Annotated in this window: 16 protein-coding genes; 14 read left to right on the top strand and 2 right to left on the bottom strand. The window is 56.1% G+C overall.

Annotation, left to right across the window (positions count from 1 at the left end; genetic code table 11):
- Positions 1-25 precede the first annotated feature (25 nt).
- From RA28_RS06340 to RA28_RS06295, 10 genes are all read left to right on the top strand, one after another.
- Positions 26-1,039, top strand: coding sequence for a TRAP transporter substrate-binding protein (locus RA28_RS06340; protein ID WP_039524689.1), 1,014 nt, complete (start codon positions 26-28; stop codon positions 1,037-1,039).
- A 79-nt stretch (positions 1,040-1,118) separates the two neighbouring features.
- Positions 1,119-2,288 (top strand): mandelate racemase/muconate lactonizing enzyme family protein, encoded by a 1,170-nt coding sequence (locus RA28_RS06335; RefSeq protein ID WP_039524686.1) that lies wholly within the window; start codon positions 1,119-1,121, stop codon positions 2,286-2,288.
- Positions 2,289-2,304: 16 nt separating this feature from the next.
- Entirely contained in the window at positions 2,305-3,147 is an 843-nt protein-coding gene (locus tag RA28_RS06330; RefSeq protein WP_039524683.1) for a TRAP transporter small permease subunit, read from the top strand.
- The gene (locus RA28_RS06325; protein ID WP_039524679.1) at positions 3,147-4,769 is read left to right on the top strand and encodes a TRAP transporter large permease; all 1,623 of its coding nucleotides are present in this window, start codon (positions 3,147-3,149) and stop codon (positions 4,767-4,769) included. The genes RA28_RS06330 and RA28_RS06325 overlap by 1 nt, the downstream gene beginning before the upstream one ends.
- Positions 4,770-4,779: 10 nt before the next feature.
- Positions 4,780-5,730 carry a phytanoyl-CoA dioxygenase family protein gene (locus RA28_RS06320; RefSeq protein ID WP_039524676.1) on the top strand — a complete coding sequence of 317 codons (951 nt, stop codon included), beginning with the start codon at positions 4,780-4,782 and terminating at the stop codon, positions 5,728-5,730.
- Positions 5,731-5,754: 24 nt separating this feature from the next.
- Positions 5,755-7,257, top strand: coding sequence for a UxaA family hydrolase (locus tag RA28_RS06315; RefSeq protein ID WP_039524675.1), 1,503 nt, complete (start codon positions 5,755-5,757; stop codon positions 7,255-7,257).
- Positions 7,254-8,258 (top strand): Gfo/Idh/MocA family protein, encoded by a 1,005-nt coding sequence (locus RA28_RS06310; RefSeq protein WP_039524672.1) that lies wholly within the window; start codon positions 7,254-7,256, stop codon positions 8,256-8,258. The genes RA28_RS06315 and RA28_RS06310 overlap by 4 nt, the downstream gene beginning before the upstream one ends.
- A gap of 153 nt (positions 8,259-8,411) precedes the next feature.
- A complete protein-coding gene (locus RA28_RS06305; protein ID WP_039524670.1) occupies positions 8,412-9,299 on the top strand; it encodes an NAD(P)-dependent oxidoreductase in 888 nt (295 codons plus the stop codon).
- 3 nt (positions 9,300-9,302) lie between these two features.
- Positions 9,303-10,184: a DMT family transporter gene (locus tag RA28_RS06300; RefSeq protein WP_039524667.1), complete on the top strand. Its 882-nt coding sequence runs from the start codon at positions 9,303-9,305 to the stop codon at positions 10,182-10,184.
- On the top strand, positions 10,181-11,044 hold the full coding sequence (locus tag RA28_RS06295; RefSeq protein WP_039524663.1) for a sugar kinase: 864 nt from the start codon (positions 10,181-10,183) through the stop codon (positions 11,042-11,044). Before RA28_RS06300 ends, RA28_RS06295 begins: the two co-directional genes overlap by 4 nt.
- Here the strand turns inward: RA28_RS06295 and RA28_RS06290 are convergent.
- Together RA28_RS06290 and uxaC are read right to left on the bottom strand one after the other, a co-directional pair.
- Complete coding sequence (locus RA28_RS06290; protein WP_052261303.1) at positions 11,031-12,227, bottom strand: mannitol dehydrogenase family protein; 1,197 nt, start codon at positions 12,225-12,227, stop codon at positions 11,031-11,033. The genes RA28_RS06295 and RA28_RS06290 overlap by 14 nt on opposite strands.
- Positions 12,228-13,592, bottom strand: coding sequence for a glucuronate isomerase (uxaC, locus tag RA28_RS06285; RefSeq protein ID WP_039526045.1), 1,365 nt, complete (start codon positions 13,590-13,592; stop codon positions 12,228-12,230).
- Positions 13,593-13,694: 102 nt separating this feature from the next.
- Here uxaC and RA28_RS06280 point away from each other — a divergent pair, with 102 nt between their 5' ends.
- The 4 genes from RA28_RS06280 to uxuA are packed head-to-tail and all read left to right on the top strand — an operon-like array spanning position 13,695 to position 17,936.
- Positions 13,695-14,711 carry a Gfo/Idh/MocA family protein gene (locus RA28_RS06280; protein WP_039524660.1) on the top strand — a complete coding sequence of 339 codons (1,017 nt, stop codon included), beginning with the start codon at positions 13,695-13,697 and terminating at the stop codon, positions 14,709-14,711.
- Positions 14,708-15,709, top strand: a complete 1,002-nt coding sequence (locus RA28_RS06275) for a Gfo/Idh/MocA family protein (RefSeq protein ID WP_039524657.1) — start codon at positions 14,708-14,710, stop codon at positions 15,707-15,709. The genes RA28_RS06280 and RA28_RS06275 overlap by 4 nt, the downstream gene beginning before the upstream one ends.
- Complete coding sequence (locus tag RA28_RS06270; RefSeq protein ID WP_039524654.1) at positions 15,706-16,758, top strand: Gfo/Idh/MocA family protein; 1,053 nt, start codon at positions 15,706-15,708, stop codon at positions 16,756-16,758. The genes RA28_RS06275 and RA28_RS06270 overlap by 4 nt, the downstream gene beginning before the upstream one ends.
- Positions 16,755-17,936: a mannonate dehydratase gene (gene uxuA / locus RA28_RS06265; protein WP_039526043.1), complete on the top strand. Its 1,182-nt coding sequence runs from the start codon at positions 16,755-16,757 to the stop codon at positions 17,934-17,936. Before RA28_RS06270 ends, uxuA begins: the two co-directional genes overlap by 4 nt.
- Positions 17,937-18,053: the final 117 nt, after the last annotated feature.

Here is an 18,053-nt window from a genome sequence, read left to right as displayed (position 1 = left end):
AACGCTCAACGTCTGGGAGGACATTATGAAAATAGTCAAGACAGCGGCTGTGGCAGCCGTAGCCACGGCAATGGCGACCGGTTTCGCGATGGCCGAAACGACCAAGCTTCGTATCCAAACCCACTTCTCGCCCGAAACACTATCGGGCCAGATGGCGGCGAAATTCGTCGAGGACATTCAAGAGATGTCGAATGGCGAAATCGAAGTTGAAATGTTCTACTCATCGTCGGTCGTCAAATCCGTGGAAACGTTCGATGCCGCAGCGACAGGAATTCTGGACTGCGACATGACCGGTGGCGGCTATCAGACTGGCAAGAACCCGGCCTTCCAGTTCGCGGGCGATCTGCTTGGTGGATACCAGAACCCCTATCAGCAAATGGCTTGGCTTTTGCATGGTGGCGGCAGAGAGGCTGTAAACGACCTCTACAACGGATATGATATGGAGTTCATCGGATGGTGGATTCCTGGTCCCGAGTCGCTTTCTTCGACCAAACCGATCGCCAAGGTTGAGGACTTCAAGGACTGGAAATTCCGTTCGCCCCCGGGTCTGGCAACCAAGGTCTTTGCCGAGCTTGGTGCCTCGCCGATCGTTATGGACTTCAATGAAATCTTCACCGCGTTGGAGACAGGTATCATTGACGGCGCGGACGCAGCAAACCTGACCAACAATGTCGGCCTGGGTCTTTACGAAATCGCCGGCCACACGAACTATCCCGGCTTCCACTCAATGCCCGCTGACCATCTGGCGTGCCGCAAGGACGTCTGGGAGGCCATGCCTGCACATCACAGAAAGATTATGGAAGTCGCGATGGACAGCCTGGCGCTGCACAACGCAACGATCAACGAAGTGCAAAATGCCCAAACCGCGAAAGACCTGAAAGCCAAGGGCGTTCAACTGTATGAATGGACCCCTGAGGATCTGGCAGCATACCGCGCTGCGGTTCAGGTCGGTTGGACTGAATTCGCAACGACGCCAGAAGCACAGGCGCTGCTGGAAAGCCACATCAACTTCCTGCGCGATCTGGGCGCGATGGAGTAATTGGGCTTCGGCTGAATGACATCGATCGGAAAGGCCGCGGCGGCGGCCTCTCCGAATTTGTGCCGGGACCCTGAAGTTCATGAAAATCACCAGCGTAAAAAGCCATATACTTCAGTACGACATGCCGGAAGTCCTGGGCTATTCGCAGCAGTATTATGACAAGCGAACCGCACATCTGGTTGAGGTTCAGACCGACGAAGGCGCGACCGGTTGGGGAGAGTGTTTTGGCCCCGGCAACGTAGCGATCGCCAACAAATCCATCGTCGAAATCGTGATCCAGCCTATGGTGCTGGGCCTTGATCCTTTGGACAAAGACGTGATCTGGCACAAGGTATACAACCTTCTGCGAGACCATGGCCAAAGCGGAATGCCATTGCAGGCCTTGTCCGGAGTGGACATCGCGCTTTGGGACATTGCGGGTAAGGTTGCAGGCCTGCCCCTTCACAAACTTATCGGCGGCGCCCATCGCACAAGCGTTCCTTGCTATGGCTATGGCATGATGCTGCGGGATGAGCCGGTTTCAGAACTTGCGCGCCGTTTCGAGGACGAAGCCGCAAAAATCAGGGACATGGGGTTTGCCGCCACAAAAATGAAAACCGGGCTTGGCCCGAAACCGGACGTAAAGCTATGCCAAGCGGTTCGGCGCGGAGTGGGCGACGACTTTCCTTTCATGGTGGACGCCAACCATGCCTACACGACGTCGGACGCCTTCTATGTTGGCCGGGCGCTGGACGAGCTGGATGTGTATTGGTTCGAGGAACCTGTCGCGCCAGAGGATATCGACGGTTACCGGGAACTGCGGGCCGCGTTGAAAGTCAACATTTCCGGCGGTGAGACCGTGTTCAATCGCTGGGCGTGGCGAAACCTTCTTGAAAGCCGGTGCATCGACATCGCACAGCCAGAGGTGTGCGCCCTTGGCGGTATTTCCGAGTATCTCAGGGTGCTTGCGTTGTGTCACGCGCACTTCACACCGGTTGTCAATCACGTCTGGGGCAGCGCAATCGCCGTTGCAACCAACCTGCAGTTGCTTGCAGCCATGCCCGCGATTCCAGGCGGACTGCATCCATGGGAACCGATGTTGGAGTTTGACACCACGGACAACAAATTTCGGGACGACCTACTGACAGTCCCGTTGGAAATCCAGAACCAGGTCAAGGCCAACAATGGCCGTGTCGCGATTCCAACGGGTCCCGGACTGGGGGTCGAGCCGGATCGGGACTTTATCGATCACTACAGGATCGACGGATAAGGGCGGGGGTTACACGATGCACAAAAATTCAGGCGGGTTGATAGAGTGGCTCATTCCCTTGGCCTTCGTTGCAACGGCCAGTTGGCTGGTCTGGCATTTGCCCGCGTTTCTTTTGGACTGGCTGCCCTACAATTCCGAGTCACTCAAAAGCCAGGTCACAGAGATTTACCTGCGCAGTGACGTCACCCCGGAGATGACAGGGGTATTTGGAGGCTTTGTCGACATCGTCGATATCGGCGCACTCATACTTCTGCCCATTCTGGCCGTGGTCGGAACAAAGACCGTGCGACCGGCCACGATGGAATTCGAAGGCACAACCGTCATGGATCACTTCGCCCTTTTCATAGGTCGCGTGACGATGATGATGATCGCGATCATGACCGTTGTAATGCTCTACGAAGTCTTCATGCGGTACATCCTGGAAAAGCCGACCGAGTGGGCCAATGAAATGACGCTGTGGTTCGCAAGCTTTGTTTTCCTGATGTCGGGCTACTATGCGATGCAACAACGCAGTCACATTCGCATTTTCCTGCTTTACGACGCGGTGCCCCGCTGGCTTCAGCGGGTGTTCGACACGATCTCGACCATCCTGATCGTGATGTTTGCCTTCTTTCTGGTTTACGGCAGCTACCAGCAGGTGTTCGTCAACAAGCTCTATAAATGGGAGCTGTATGGCTCGGCGTTCAATCCGCCCATCCCCGCAACGTTGCAGCCTATGGTGCTGATCGTGATCACACTTGTCGCGATGCAGGCGATTTTGAACCTGATCGCGGATTGGAACAAAGAGCCGGAAATCCACACCGATGAACCGGACGACGAAGAAATTGAGATGATCAAACGGGCGGTGGGGCAAGACTGATGGACATTGGAACAATATCACTCATCCTGATGGTCGCGCTGATCATTTTGCTGGCAATCGGGATGCCATTGGGCTTGGCGTCTGCGTCGCTTGCGGTGCTCGTTCTCGTCCTGAAGTTCGAGCCAACGCTGCTTTTGAACCCGTTTTCCTTTGGCGATGGTATCTTGACCGGGCGACCCGGAACCGGGCCGCTGTATATTCTGGCTCAGAAAATATACGGGCTCTTAACGGACTATGTACTCATATCCGTGCCGTTGTTCATCTTCATGGCCTCACTTCTGGAAAGATCGGGGATCGCACGCGACATGTACTCGTCGCTCAATGTGTGGCTGTCGAGAACACGGGGCGGCATCGCAATCGTCACCTCGATCATGGCCGTGATCATGGCGGCAATGTCAGGCATCATTGGCGGCGAGGTTGTCTTGCTCGGTTTGATCGCCCTGCCCCAGATGCTGCGCCTTGGTTACAACCAGAACCTTGCAATTGGTGTCATCTGCGCATCGGGATCATTGGGCACGATGATCCCACCGTCGATCGTTCTGATCATCTACGGGCTGATCACGGAAACCTCGATCAAGTCGCTGTTCACGGCGTCCTTCATTCCCGGGTTCATGCTGGCGTCGATGATCATCCTCTACATCATCATTCGCACCCGGTTGAACCCGGATCATGCCCCGCTGCCTGAACCGGACCCCAGCGACCCCGAACCCACGGAAAAGCGGAAGCTGTTCGCAGCGTTCATGAGCATCGTTGTGGCTGGATTTTCCACCGTGCTGTTTATTCGGGCGGCATTTTTTGAGCTGTCCGGTTCCAACGCGGCCAGCCAGGGCGAACCGGCGCGACTTGGAACAGCCGAGTACCTGCCTTGGTTTGCAGGCATTACCATCATCGCCCTGCTGTTGATCTTTTTCGTGTTCGGGCGGGAACGCGCAAAAATCGGATGGGAAATGGGCAAAGGTCTTGTGGCCCCGCTTGTGGTCATCGGCGTGGTGCTGGGTTCGATCTATGGCGGGATTACCGGAATAACCGAAGCTGCCGGCATGGGTGCTTTTGCCGTACTGATAATCGCAATTCTCAGGGGTGAGGGGTCGTTCGAACTGGTTTGGGACAGTCTGATGCGCACGCTCAAATCAACCGGCACCATCATTTGGGTGACCATTGGTGCAGCCGCGCTGGCAGGCGCTTACACCATTGCAGGCGGCCCGCAATACGTCGCGGACCTGATCGTTGGTCAGGACCTGCCAACCATGCTTGTTATTCTGGTGATGATGCTGATCCTGTTGTTCATGGGTGCGTTCATGGATTGGGTCGGCATCGTTCTGCTGATCATTCCGGTATTTCTTCCGATTGTCCTGCGCCTGCCGATCGAAGAGATCGGCGTGTTCGGCCAGCTTGAGCCGAGCCACGTGGCGATCTGGTTCGGTGTTGTGTTCTGTATGAACATGCAGGTCAGTTTCCTGTCGCCGCCATTCGGTCCTGCCGCGTTCTACCTGAAATCGGTGGCCCCACCCCATATCAGTCTGACGGACATCTTCCGCGGTTTCCTGCCCTTTATCGGAATCCAGTTGATGGCGCTGTCGGTCCTTCTGATCTGGCCGGGAATAATCGCACTGCTGCTGTAAGGGAAAAACCATGCTGACACAGGATCAGATTACCAAGTTTCAGACCGATGGTTACCTGGTGGTTGAGGACGTGATTCCACAGGACGTCCTCGAAAGCGTTAAGGATGAATATGCCCAAATTCTGGACCGGCTTTATGACGGTTGGTATTCTGCCGGTCTGGTTCAGGACGACCCGACTGGAATGGCCTTTTGGGACAAATTGTTGTCCGCGTATCAAGCTGGGTGCGACTACTTTCAACCGCTGGACATATCGCTGCCCGGTGATCGCATTTTTGCCGACACCCCTTTTCATATTGGCCCGGCCGTGTTCGACATGTTGACCACTGAACCCCTTTTGGATGTTGTTGAGAACCTTATAGGCCCGGAATTGGTCAGCAACCCCATCCAGCATGTTCGCCTGAAGCCACCGGCGCAGAAGCTGTCGAAGGACGAGGTTCGGGCGCATATCACCGCAACGGATTGGCACCAGGATCGGGCTGTCGCGCTGGAGAACGCGGATCAGACAGATATGGTAACGGTTTGGATTGCCGTTAACGATGCCACTATCGAAAATGGGTGTTTGCAGGTCTTGCCCAAGGCCAAGGATCAGTCCATCTTGCCCCATTGCGCCCGAACGCAAACGGGAATTGCCGAAGGGTTCATTGACGAAGACCAAGCCCTTCCGCTGCCCGTAAGAGCGGGTGGAATAATCCTGTTTCATCCATTGACGCCACACGCCTCGCTGACCAATGAGACAGACCGATTCCGATGGTCTTTCGACATCCGCTACAGCGCAACGGGTCAGCCCACCGGTCGCGAGCATTTTCCTGATTTCATCGCAAGGTCCCGATCAAATCCTGAGACGGAGTTGCGCGATTGGCGTGTCTGCAAATCAAACTGGGAAACCGCGCGCGCGCGATTGGCCGAACAGCCCCATATCGACATTCACCGCTGGAAGTCCGACTCGCCCTTTTGCGCCTAGATCTGCCCGCCAAGAAAGCCGCCTATGAGTTTTGTACGTTTAGATCGAACGGATAGCGTCGTGATCGCCACTCGGTCCTTGGAACAAGGCACCGAGATCGAGAGCGTCGTAACGAACGGGCGAATTCCCTCTGGCCACAAAGTGGCGACGACTGCATTGAACGCTGGTGACCCGGTCAGAAAATACGCCCAGATTATCGGCTACGCCTCGCAACAAATCCAACCCGGCGACCACGTGCATACCCACAACATGACGTTCCGGGATACCGGGGTAAGGTACGAATTCTCAACTGATCTGCATCCGATTGCCCCGGCAACGGCCATTGACACATTCATGGGCTACAGGCGCGAGAACGGAAAAGTCGGCACTCGAAACTACATCGCCGTCGTGACCACGGTGAATTGTTCGGCGACAGCAGCGCGAATGATCGCAGATCACTTTACGCCTGAGAAGCTGAGCGATTTCCCCAACGTGGACGGTGTCGCGGCCTTTGTTCACGGGACAGGCTGCGGAATGGCCGATTCCGGTGACGGGTTCGAGGCGCTGCAACGCGTGATGTGGGGTTATGCAAAGCACCCTAATCACGCCGCAGTTCTCATGGTGGGCCTAGGGTGCGAGATGAATCAGATCGAGTGGATTCTCGACGCCTACGGATTGAAGCAAAGCCCAACTTTTCAAACGATGAACATCCAGAACGTGGCCGGGCTGCGCCGAACGGTGGATATGGGCATCCGGAAAGTTGAAGAGATGTTGCCCCTTGCCAGCGAGGCGGTGCGAACCAAAGCACCCGTATCCGAGCTGATGGTGGCGCTTCAATGCGGCGGTTCGGACGCATGGTCGGGGGTGACCGCCAATCCGGCACTTGGCCATGCATGTGATTTGTTGGTTTCGCAGGGCGCGACCGGGGTGCTCGCCGAAACACCGGAAATTTACGGCGCGGAGCACTTGCTGACTCGGCGTGCAGTGGACGCCGCAACGGGCGAAAAGCTCATCGGTCTTGTGGATTGGTGGCGGGATTACACCGCGCGCAACAACGGCTCGATGGACAACAACCCGAGCCCGGGCAACAAAAAAGGGGGGCTTACGACCATCCTGGAAAAATCACTTGGCGCGGCGGCGAAGGGCGGGACCAGTCCATTGACCGGCGTCTATAAATATGCCGAGCCTGTGACAGCCAAAGGTTTCACTTTTATGGACAGCCCCGGTTATGATCCGGCCTCGGTGACCGGACAGATCGCTGCGGGCTGCAACCTTGTCTGCTTTACCACGGGGCGCGGGTCCGCCTTTGGGTCCAAACCCGCCCCAACACTGAAAATCGCAACAAACTCCGAGATGGCGCATCGCATGTCTGACGACATGGACATCGATGCCGGAGACATTTTGACCAAAGGCACCAGCGTCGAAGAAAAAGGGCGGGAAATCTATCAGATGCTGCTCAGGGTCGCCTCGGGTGAAAAAACCAAATCCGAGGCTCAGGGCCTGGGCGACTATGAATTCGTTCCTTGGCAAATCGGAGCGGTGATGTGAAACGTATTCTTGTCGTCGGCGGCGGGCTAATCGGGATCCGCCACGTCCACGCCGTGTTGCAACACCCGGGGTGCACGTTGGTCGGGCTGGCCGATCCAGACAAGTCGATCCGTGTAGATGCCCCGCGCTTTGGTTGCATGGACGACGTCCGGGACGAGGTGGATGGCGTTGTGATCGCAACGCCCACGCATCTTCATGCTGAACACGGTACCGATGCAGCCGCGCGCGGGTGGCACATGTTGATCGAAAAACCTGTGGCAGGTTCAGTGGAAGACGCCCACCAACTGAACCGGGTGCTCAACGATGCGGGTGTTCGCAGCTTGGTTGGACATCACCGGCGCTATCATCGCCTATTGCAGCAACTCAGAACCACGATTGCGGAAGGTGCAATTGGACGTGTCGTCAACGTTTCTCTGCTTTGGGCCATGCGCAAGCCCGACAGCTATTTCGAGCAGAATTGGCGAACGTCTGACGGCAGCCCGGTTATGATTAACCTGGTTCACGACATCGACGTGCTTCGGTTTGTGATCGGTGAAATATCCGAAATCGCGGCTTTGCGCGGGGCTTCGATGCGTGGCTCGAACCGCATAGAAAGCGGCGCGGTGGCAATCGCTTTCGAAAACGGCGCGACAGGAACGATCAGTTTCGCCGACACGGCACCCAGCCCCTGGGGGTTTGAAGCCGGGATAGGTGAGAACCCGAATATCGGTACAACCCATCAAGACATGATGTGGATCACGGGAACCCAGGGCGCGATCAGCTTTCCGTCGCTGACGCTGTGGAAAGGGCAAGACTGGGGCACGCCAGCACAGAAAGATCATTTGCGTAAACCAGTTCAAGATCGCACGCCGCTGGAGGCGCAACTGGATCACTTCTTGGACGTCATAGATGGCGCACCACCGCTTATCGACGTCGCAGACGCTGCTCGCACTCTCGAGGTCGCAACGATGATCGAAGATGCCCTGAAGGACAGCCAGCCCTGCAACAGGATGCGGGCGTAACGAACATGAAACTGATGAACCCAACTTGAATACGCGTTCTCTAGCAGCACGAAAGCAGCCAAAGATCGCAAGAGAAAAACGCCGGGTTTGAAACCCGGTTTGTGCGAAACCGACAACAAAACGTAATCCAAATATTGATTGAAAGGGAAACCAATGAGCAAACCATCAATTGGGTTTATCGGCCTGGGATTAATGGGCGGAGCCATGGTGAGCCGCCTATTGGACAAGGGGTACCCGGTGACGGTGCTTGGAAACCGCGACCGCACTTACATTGATGCGGCAATTGCCCGAGGTGCTGTTGAGGCCGAAAATGCGCGGGAACTGGCGAAGGCAAACGATATCGTGATGCTGTGCATGGGAACGTCGGATCAGGTTGAAAGCCGCATGCGCGGGCCGGATGGGGTTATCGCGGGATTGCAAGACGGGAATATCGTGATTGATTTTGGCACATCTCTTCCAGGCAGCACGCGGGCTCTGGCCGCCGAGGTCACAGAAGCTGGTGCAAGCTTGCTGGACGCCCCGCTTGGTCGGACACCGTCGCATGCGCTGGAAGGACAGCTCAACATCATGACGTCCGGGGACAAGGCCGCTTTCGACCGGGCCGAGGCTGTGCTGAAGGATCTGGGTGAGAATGTCTTTTATCTTGGGTCCGTTGGATCGGGTCATACCATCAAGCTGATTAACAACTTCTTCGGTATGACTGTGGCAAACGCGATGGCCGAAGCATTTGCGATGGCCGACGTCGCAGGGGTGGATCGCGAGCAACTTTATGACGTCATGGCGGCAGGTCCGCTACATTCCGGAATGATGGATTTTGTAAAGGCGTATGGTGTCGGGAACGACCCGAACCAGTTGGCGTTTGCAATCAAGAACGCCGCAAAGGACCTTGGTTACTATGACCGGATGGCCAAAGATGCCGGTGTCGCCAGCGTCATGTCACAAGGCACGCTGTCCGCGCTCAATGACGCGCGCGACAATGGTCAGGCAGATGACATGGTCAGCCAAATGGTCGACTATTATGTCAACCGCTTCAAACACTGATTGATGGCCGTCGCCGCCAACGCAACTGCGGATCTGCCGCGCCTCGGCATCGTTTTGATGCTGACGGCGTGGCTGTTCTTTTCATTTGTAGACCTTGGGGCCAAATGGTTGGCGGTGGCGGGCGTTCCGGCCTTTCAACTGGCTTTCATGCGCTATGCCGGTCACTTCGTCATCTCGTTGGGCGTCATTGCCAAAGGCGGGATTGAAGCTGGACGTTTCAAAACCGACCATCCCTGGCAGGTGATCAGCAGAGCGTTGCTTTTGATCTCGGCAACCGTTTTCAATTTTTACGCCCTTCGGTTTCTGCCGTTGACCGTTGTATCGGCCATCATGTTCTCCAGCCCGGTCATCGTGTGCTTTCTTTCTGTCTTTGTACTTAAAGAAAACGTGGGTCCTTGGCGGTGGGCGGCAATCCTGCTTGGTTTTCTTGGCGTGCTTGTCGTTGTTCGACCGTTTGGCACCGCGTTTCATCCAACCATGCTGCTGATCGTCTACAATGCCACCGCTTTGGCACTGTATTCCATCATGACGCGTAAACTGTCCGGCATCGTCGCGGTCGACACAATGCAGTTCTACCTTGGGCTCACCGGAACTTTTGTTCTGTTGCCTTTTGCTGTGTGGTTCTGGGTTCAGCCCGAAAACACCCTTAGCCTGATTGTTCTTATCGGATTGGGCGTTTTTGGTTGGGGCGGGCATCAGTTGCTTACCAATGCACATCGTTTTGGTACGGCCAATCAACTAATGCCGTTTACGTATTCGTTCCTGATCTATGTGGCCATATGGGGTTACCTGTTCTTTGGAACTGTGCCCGACAGCAGCACTTTGGCGGGCGCCGCCCTGATCATGGCCGCGGGACTAATCATCTGGAAAAGAGAAAAGAAATGACACGTATTGCCTGCATCGGTGAAGCGATGATCGAACTTTCCATGCTGGACACGGGCGCAAAGCTGGGCGTGGCAGGCGATACGCTGAACACGGCCATTTACCTACGCCGTTCCGCCCCCGACCTGCAGGTGGAGTACGTGACATGCTTGGGGGATGATCCGTTTTCAAACCAGATTTCGGACTTTATCGCGAGCCACGGTGTCGAAACGTCTGGAATCCGGATCATTCCAGGCGCGTCACCTGGTTTGTACGCAATCTCGACGACGCCCGAAGGCGAACGCAGCTTTACTTACTGGCGCAGTGAATCTGCAGCACGCCAGCTTTTTTCGGATTTGGACTTCAGCTATCTGGAAGGATTTGATGCGCTGTACCTGTCGGGGATATCGGTTGCCATCCTCCCGCACGAGGTCCGGCTGGCGCTGCTGGAATGGCTTGAAAAAACCCCGACAAAGTTGATCTACGACAGCAATTTTCGCCCGCGCCTTTGGGATAGTATCGATCACGCGCGGCGTATCAACGAACGGCTTTGGCGACGCGCGAACGTCGCCCTGCCTTCGATTGATGATGAGATGGCTTTGTTTGGCGAAAGTGCCGAACAAGTTGCGTCCCGATTTGCCGACCACCGCGGCGCAGGCGCATTGAAACGTGGCGAAAGTGGCCCGATATCAATTGGCCAAATCGTCCAGCAGACTTACGAGCCTGCGGCCAACGTTTTGGATACGACCGCAGCGGGCGACAGCTTCAATGGTGGTTACCTGGCCGCCTTGTTGTCCGGTAAATCGCAAGCCGACGCGTTGATGGCCGGACACAGTCTGGCCTCGACCGTCGTTCAGGTTCGGGGCGCCATTATTCCCGAATAAGCGGCGCAAGGTCTTCAGCGCCAACGAGTTTCAAAAGCGCCGATACCGCATCTGAATGTCGTGCCGAAGATGCGATTTCTCCTGCCAGCGGATCGTTCAAAACCCTGCCTGCGGCGGTCTCGGAAATGCAAAACGATATCCAAGCCCGCATACCCTGAACAACGGCGGCAGACCCCGTTTCCCTGAGTGTCGGGACAAACCGATAGGGCAGCTTTTGACTGCCATCCATTGCGATTTGGTCCAGACAGTGCGCCAATTCAGGGTTTTCAAACCTGAGTATCAATGCGTCCGCATAGGCCGGAACCTGATCTTGCAGCTCTGTCGGCAGGGTTGTCCCGGCATCTTTCATGAGTTGCGAAACAAGAGGTCGCAAAACCGGGTCCTGCGCGGCCTCGTGAACATAGGTTAGTCCCCGGTTCAACCCACCATACGCCAGCAGCGAATGCGCGCCGTTCAACATACGGAGTTTTCGCTTTTCGTGTGGCGCGACATCGTCGACCAATTGAACACCCGGCCAATCAGGTCGCGGCCCCGCGAAATTGTCTTCGATCACCCATTCCGAAAAAGCTTCGGTCGGCACTGCCATCGCATCACCGCTGATCGCGCGAACCGCATCCGTCGTTGCCGGAGTGATCCGATCCACCATCGAGTTTGGAAACCGAATGGCATCCCAGTTCATGCCCAACCCCGCCGCGCTGGCAAAATCGGAAACCGCCGACTCCAGAACTTTTCCGTTCTCGACCCGGTTGTCGCAGCTCATTACCGTTAGCGGCTTTTGCCGATTTGCCAGACCATAAGCCAGAAAACCGATCAGGGTTGAGGGACCCTGACCCGCCAAATCGGCTATTATTGCCGGGTCTTGAAAATTGAGCTTTCCGTCTGCATCCAGATGATAGCCCTTTTCAGTCACGGTGGCAGAAATGATATCTGCATTTGCAATGGCATCGAAAACAGCCTCACGATCCTTTGGCGCGACAAGAACATCTTTCAAAACCTCGATTCGCTTAACGCCTTGTCCTTGCACACACAGATCATATGCAAACCCTTGCTTTGCCAAACCGTCCCTGACTGACGACGACCGCAGGCTTACGCCGATTACGTCCCAGCCACCGGCCTGATCGGTGTAGTCCAACAAGTGCGCGCGGGCGAAGTTACCAAGCCCGAAGTGAAGAATACTGCCCATTTAGCTTTGCAATCCATAAACTTGCCGCGCCAGATCGGTTGTGAGCAACCGCGCCGTTTTCTCGGCATCGCCCTTCCCGAAATAGCCGCGCGAAACCTGATCGGCCAGATGAAGCGCCACGCCGCGCCGCCAAAGATCATGCCGCGCGGGTATCGAAAGAAAGGCACGTGTGTCGTCATTAAATCCGGCAAGATTGCAATACCCGGCCGTTTCAACAACCTGATCAAAGTACCGAGCGATCCCGGCGGGGCTGTCGTGGAACCACCACGGGGGGCCGATCCGAAGGCATGGCCAATGCCCGGCCATCGGGGCCAGTTCACGCGCATAGGTTCCTTCATCCAAAGTAAACAGGATGACGCGCAGGTCAGGATTGTTGCCGACACGGTTCAAGAGTGCATCAAAACCGTTGACCCAATCCATTGCAATCGGGATGTCCGCACCCTTGTCGCGTCCAAATTCCCGCATCACAACATGGTTGGTGTTGCGCTTGCTTCCGGCGTGAATCTGCATGGTCAAACCGTCACCCACCGACATCTGCGCCATTTCAATCAGCATGTGGCCGTAAAACCGCCGCGCGTCTTGCGGTGTGCCTTCCTTCCGCCTCAACCGTTGATACATCGCGTCCGGATCATCCAGCCATTCAGTATGAACCTGTTCGATACCGTGATCCGTTGCGGTGCAACCCAGTTCCACAAAGAAAGCGCGCCGCTGCCGCAATGCGTTCAGGTAGCCGTCGAAATGTCCCAGATCGCAGTTTGTCAGCGCCTCCAACGTCTTTAGATTCCGCAAAAATTCGGGGTCTGCACCGTCCAGGACACCATCCGGACGAAACGTTGGAACCACGCGCCCGCCCCAACCGCTTTGACGGATATCCGTATGATACGCCAGGTCATCCAGCGCAGAGTCCGTGGTTGCCAACACTTCAATATCAAACTTGTCGAACAAGGCTCGGGGACGGAATTCGGGACGGGCCAGTTTTTCTGAAATCTGGTCATAGATCGCGTCAGCTGATTGCGGAGACAATTCCTGAGAAATCCCAAGTGTTTCGCGCAAAACATAGCTCATCCAGACACGGGTTGGCGTTCCCAGAAACAGATCCCAGTGCGCCGCAAAAGTCCGAAACACACTGCGTGGATCGGTTTTTGCGCCTTCCTTGCCAACACCAAGCTCAGTCAAGGAAACGCCTTGCGAGAACAGCATCCGAAACACGTAATGATCCGGGACAACCAACAGCTCTGCCGGATTGGGAAATGGCGCATCCGTTGCGAACCATTTTGGGTCACAATGACCGTGAGGAGAAACAATTGGCAGGTCTTTGATGCCAATATAAAGGTCTTCCGCCATCCCCTTTAAATTAAATGTCAATTTTGCCTCCGATACAGCGTCTTGCAAGTGTTAGCATACTTTTTTTGGGTTGCATCTTTCATCTACAAAACCTCAGATTGGCAGTGTCAATCGGGGATAGAAATGAATATCGCATTGATAGGTTTGGGAATGGTCGCCGGCACGCATGTTGCTGCGATAAACGCGTCGGATTCTGGTCTCAATCTGGCCGGTGTTCTGGGGCGCAATCCGCAAAAAACGGCAGCGTTTGCACAGCGGCACGGCACGCGCGCATTCGGATCAATCGAAGACATTGCAAACGACCCAAGCATTGACTTTGCGATCATTGCAACCCCGCCCGATCAGCGCACCGAATTGGTTCATATTCTGTCAGCGGCTGGCAAGCCAATCCTGATGGAAAAACCGATTGAGAGAACACTTGAGGCGGCAACGGGCATCGTTGAACGTTGCGAGACGCGGGATGTTCCGCTGGGCATTGTCTTTCAGCACCGGGCGCGCGCGGCGTCCAAAGCGTTGAAGTCTGCCTTGGCCAATGGTGACTTGGGTTCAATCGCCACAGTGGATATTCGCGTCCCGTGGTGGCGCGATCAAAGTTATTATGACGAGCCCGGTCGCGGGACCTATGCCCGCGACGGCGGCGGCGTCATGATCTCACAGGCGATACATACCCTGGATCTTGCGATGTGGCTGCTGGGGCCGATCTCGAACATTCAGGCAATGATGAAGAAGACACCCTTGCACGACCTCGAGGCGGAAGACTGGGCAGGCGCCTTGTTTGAAATGGAGAACGGCGCGGTCGGCACGTTGATGGCAACCACGGCAGAATTTCCGGGCGCGGCTGAAACGATCACAATTCAAGGTACACGCACCAAGGCCCATTTGGAGTCAGGTGTTCTTACACTCACAACGCTCGACGGTGCAGAAGCAACAACCGGGGAAACCGCTGCTACTGGCGGCGGCGCTGATCCGATGGCATTCACGCATGAATGGCATCAGTCTGTCATCGAGGACTTTGCGCAATCTATTAGAAACAGGACTGAACCAATGGCAACAGGCCGCAGCGCCCTACTAACCCACGCCGTCATTGATGCGATGCAGGTCGCGGACCGGACCGGCCAAAAAACCCGCGTCACGCCATGAGCTTGACTTGCGTTGCCTTGGGGCTGGACCATCGCCACATCTATGGCATGACGGAAAACATGCGCGAAGTCGGAGTAGACTGCTTCGGCTATTGGACGGAAGGCGAACCGGGGACTCTGGCGGGATACACAAAACGTTTTCCGGATATCCCGCGTATAGATCGGCTGGACGATGCGTTGAGTTGCAGCGCAGATTTGGCGCTGGTTTCCGCGATCCCGTCCGACCGAGCCTTTTTGTCGGTACAGGCCATGCAAAACGGTATGGATGTCATGAGCGACAAGCCGGGATGCACGACACTTGAGCAACTCGACCTGATCAAGACCGTTGTCTCGGACACGGGGCGCATTTGGTCGGTGAATTTTTCCGAACGATTTGAGACACCAGCCAGTACACGTGCGACCGAACTGGTCGACGCAGGCGCGATTGGAAAAGTTGTTCAAACTGTTGGACTGGGCCCCCACAGATTGAACCGGGCAACGCGGCCCGAATGGTTTTTCAAACGCGATCGATATGGCGGTATTCTGGCGGACATCGCATCGCATCAGATCGACCAGTTTCTGCACTATACAGGTTCTGAAACTGCAGAAATTACAAATGCTTACGTTGCGAACTACGCGAATTCGACTGATCCCGAGCTGCAGGATTTTGGCGAACTGAATTTGCACAGTGACAAAGGCACCGGGTATATCCGGGTTGACTGGTACACTCCGGATGCCCTGCCGAATTGGGGCGACGGTCGCCTGACAATATTGGGCACCGAAGGATATATCGAGTTGCGAAAATACGTGGATGTGGGCGGCGGCCCCGGAACAGATCACTTGGTTTTGGTGAACGGTGACACCTGCGAAAAGATCCAAGTGGCTGACGCTGGACTTCCCTATTTTGCACGTCTGGCCCATGACATCCGGCATAGAACCGAAACGGCTATGACCCAAGCTCATTGCTTTACGGTCATGGAATTGGCGCTTCGCGCACAGGAAATGGCGGAAACAAAATGATCAATGTTGCCATCCTCGGCGCAGGCATAGGCGGGCAGCATCTGGCTGCCTTGGAACAATTGGGCGACCCATTCCGGGTCGCAGCGGTTGTCGACCAAGACGCAGCGCGGATTGAGAGTATCCGGGGCGGGTCCGAGTTTTCGGCGTTGACCGACGTTCAGACCGTTCTTGACGATCCAACGATAGACCTTGTCGATGTTTGCCTGCCGCCACATCTGCATGTTCCGACAACGTTGGCCGCTCTTGCGGCTGGAAAACACGTCGTCTGCGAAAAGCCGCTGGCAACGTCGATGCATGATGTCCAACGGATCGCCGAGGCCGTCCAGACATCCGGCAAGCATGTTTTTCCGGTCTTTCAGTATCGGTGGGGGCCATCGCTTGCCCAACTGCGCCATTTGCAACGCGAGGGCCTGACAGGCGCCGTTCAAACTGCGGCTCTTGAAACCCATTGGTCGCGGGGCGCGGACTATTACGCTGTACCCTGGAGGGGAACCTGGGCCGGTGAACGTGGCGGGGCCGTTTTGGGCCATGCGATCCATAACCACGATTTGGTGACGCATATCGCGGGCGAAATCGCTTGGGTCTCTGCAATGACCGCAACACGGGTCAACCCGATCGAAACCGAGGATTGCGCCGCGATCTGCTTTGGTATGACGTCCGGCGCCTTGTGCACCAGCAATATCACCTTGGGTGCAGCCTCGGACGAAACCCGCCTGCGGATCGTCTTCGAGAACCTGACAGCCACGTCCGGTAGCGAACCTTATGCGCCGGGCAAGCACCCTTGGACCTTTGTGGCCAGGGACACAGCCATGCAGAGCGCAATTGACACGGCGGTTGCACGCGCGCCGCTGGAACCGACCGGGTTTGAAGGTTTTTTTGCTGAAGTCGGCAAAGCCATACGGTCCGAGCCAAACTCTGCTGTGACGCTACAGGACGGTGCCGCCTCTGTCGGACTTGTCACTGCAATTTATCATGCCGCACGTACCGGAGAGCGTGTCGGACTGCCAATTGAACGGGACCACCCGATGTATGAAGGATGGCAGCCATGAAACAATGCTGGCGCTGGTTTGGCCCCAACGATCCAATTGCTCTGGCCGATCTGCGCCAGGTCGGGGTTGAGGGGATTGTCACGGCCCTTCATCACATCCCCCCCGGACAGCCTTGGGACGAACAGAGCATTTCCGAACGGCAGTCACTGCTTGCAGCAGGCGGCTATGATTGGGACGTAGTTGAAAGCCTGCCTGTTTCCGAAGCGATCAAAACGCAATCCGCTGACATGGCCAGCCATCTGGCGGCCTACAAAGCCAGTCTTCGCGCGCTTGCGTCACTTGGTATCAAAGTTGTTTGCTACAACTTCATGCCAATTTTGGATTGGACCCGTACAGCGTTGCGCGCGCGGCAGCCTCATGGCGGTACCGCTATGCTGTTTGACCTGACCGACTTTGCCGTTTTCGACATACATATTCTGGAACGCGCCGGCGCGGCAGAGGACTATTCCAGCACGGTTCACCAAGCCGCCAAAGATCGCTTTTTGCGCATGTCGGATCAGGACAAGGCTCAGTTGCAGCAAAATGTCACCGCGGGGCTACCGGGCGCTAATGGCCAATGGAGCGTTCAGGACGTACGCGCATTGCTGGACACTTATGCAAATATCGATCACAGCCAGTTGCGGGCGAACCTCGTCGATTTTCTGTCGGAAGTCGCCCCCCTGGCGCAAGATCTTGGTTTGCGCCTGTGCTGCCACCCGGACGATCCGCCTTTCTCGCTTTTGGGATTGCCTCGGGTCATGTCGACTATCAAAGACTACAGCGCCGTTTTGGACGCGGTCGACTTGCCGTCAAACGGGGCGACGTTGTGCACAGGATCGCTTGGCGTTCGCCCGGATTTCGACGGGCCCGAGTTCGTGCGCAGCCTTGGCGACCGCATTCACTTTGTCCATCTGCGAAACACGAAGCGCATTGATGGTTCCGACATTGCGAAACCGGATTTTTTCGAAGCGGCCCACCTCGAAGGGGATACGGATATGGTTGGCACGATCCGGGAATTGATGACCGAGCAGAAACGTCGCAAAGCCGAAGGGCGCGGCGACTGGCAAATTCCGATGCGCCCTGATCATGGGCAGGAGTTGTTGAGTGATCTGGGCGGACACAGCACGCCGGGGTATCCGCTGATCGGCAGAATGCGTGGGTTGGCGGAACTGCGCGGAATAATGGCCGCCTTTTCCTGACGGAACGGGCCGGTCTGTTTCTTTCTGCCTCAGGTGTTTCTTTGCTTGCCTGAGCGCCGCATTCTACGTTTACTTGCTTTACCTAAACGGGCAGCGGGGTGTCTTCCGGACTCGCCC

It is taken from the genome of Ruegeria sp. ANG-S4, from assembly GCF_000814005.1.
GTDB lineage: Bacteria > Pseudomonadota > Alphaproteobacteria > Rhodobacterales > Rhodobacteraceae > Ruegeria.
This window is presented reverse-complemented; position numbering and strand designations above follow the sequence as displayed.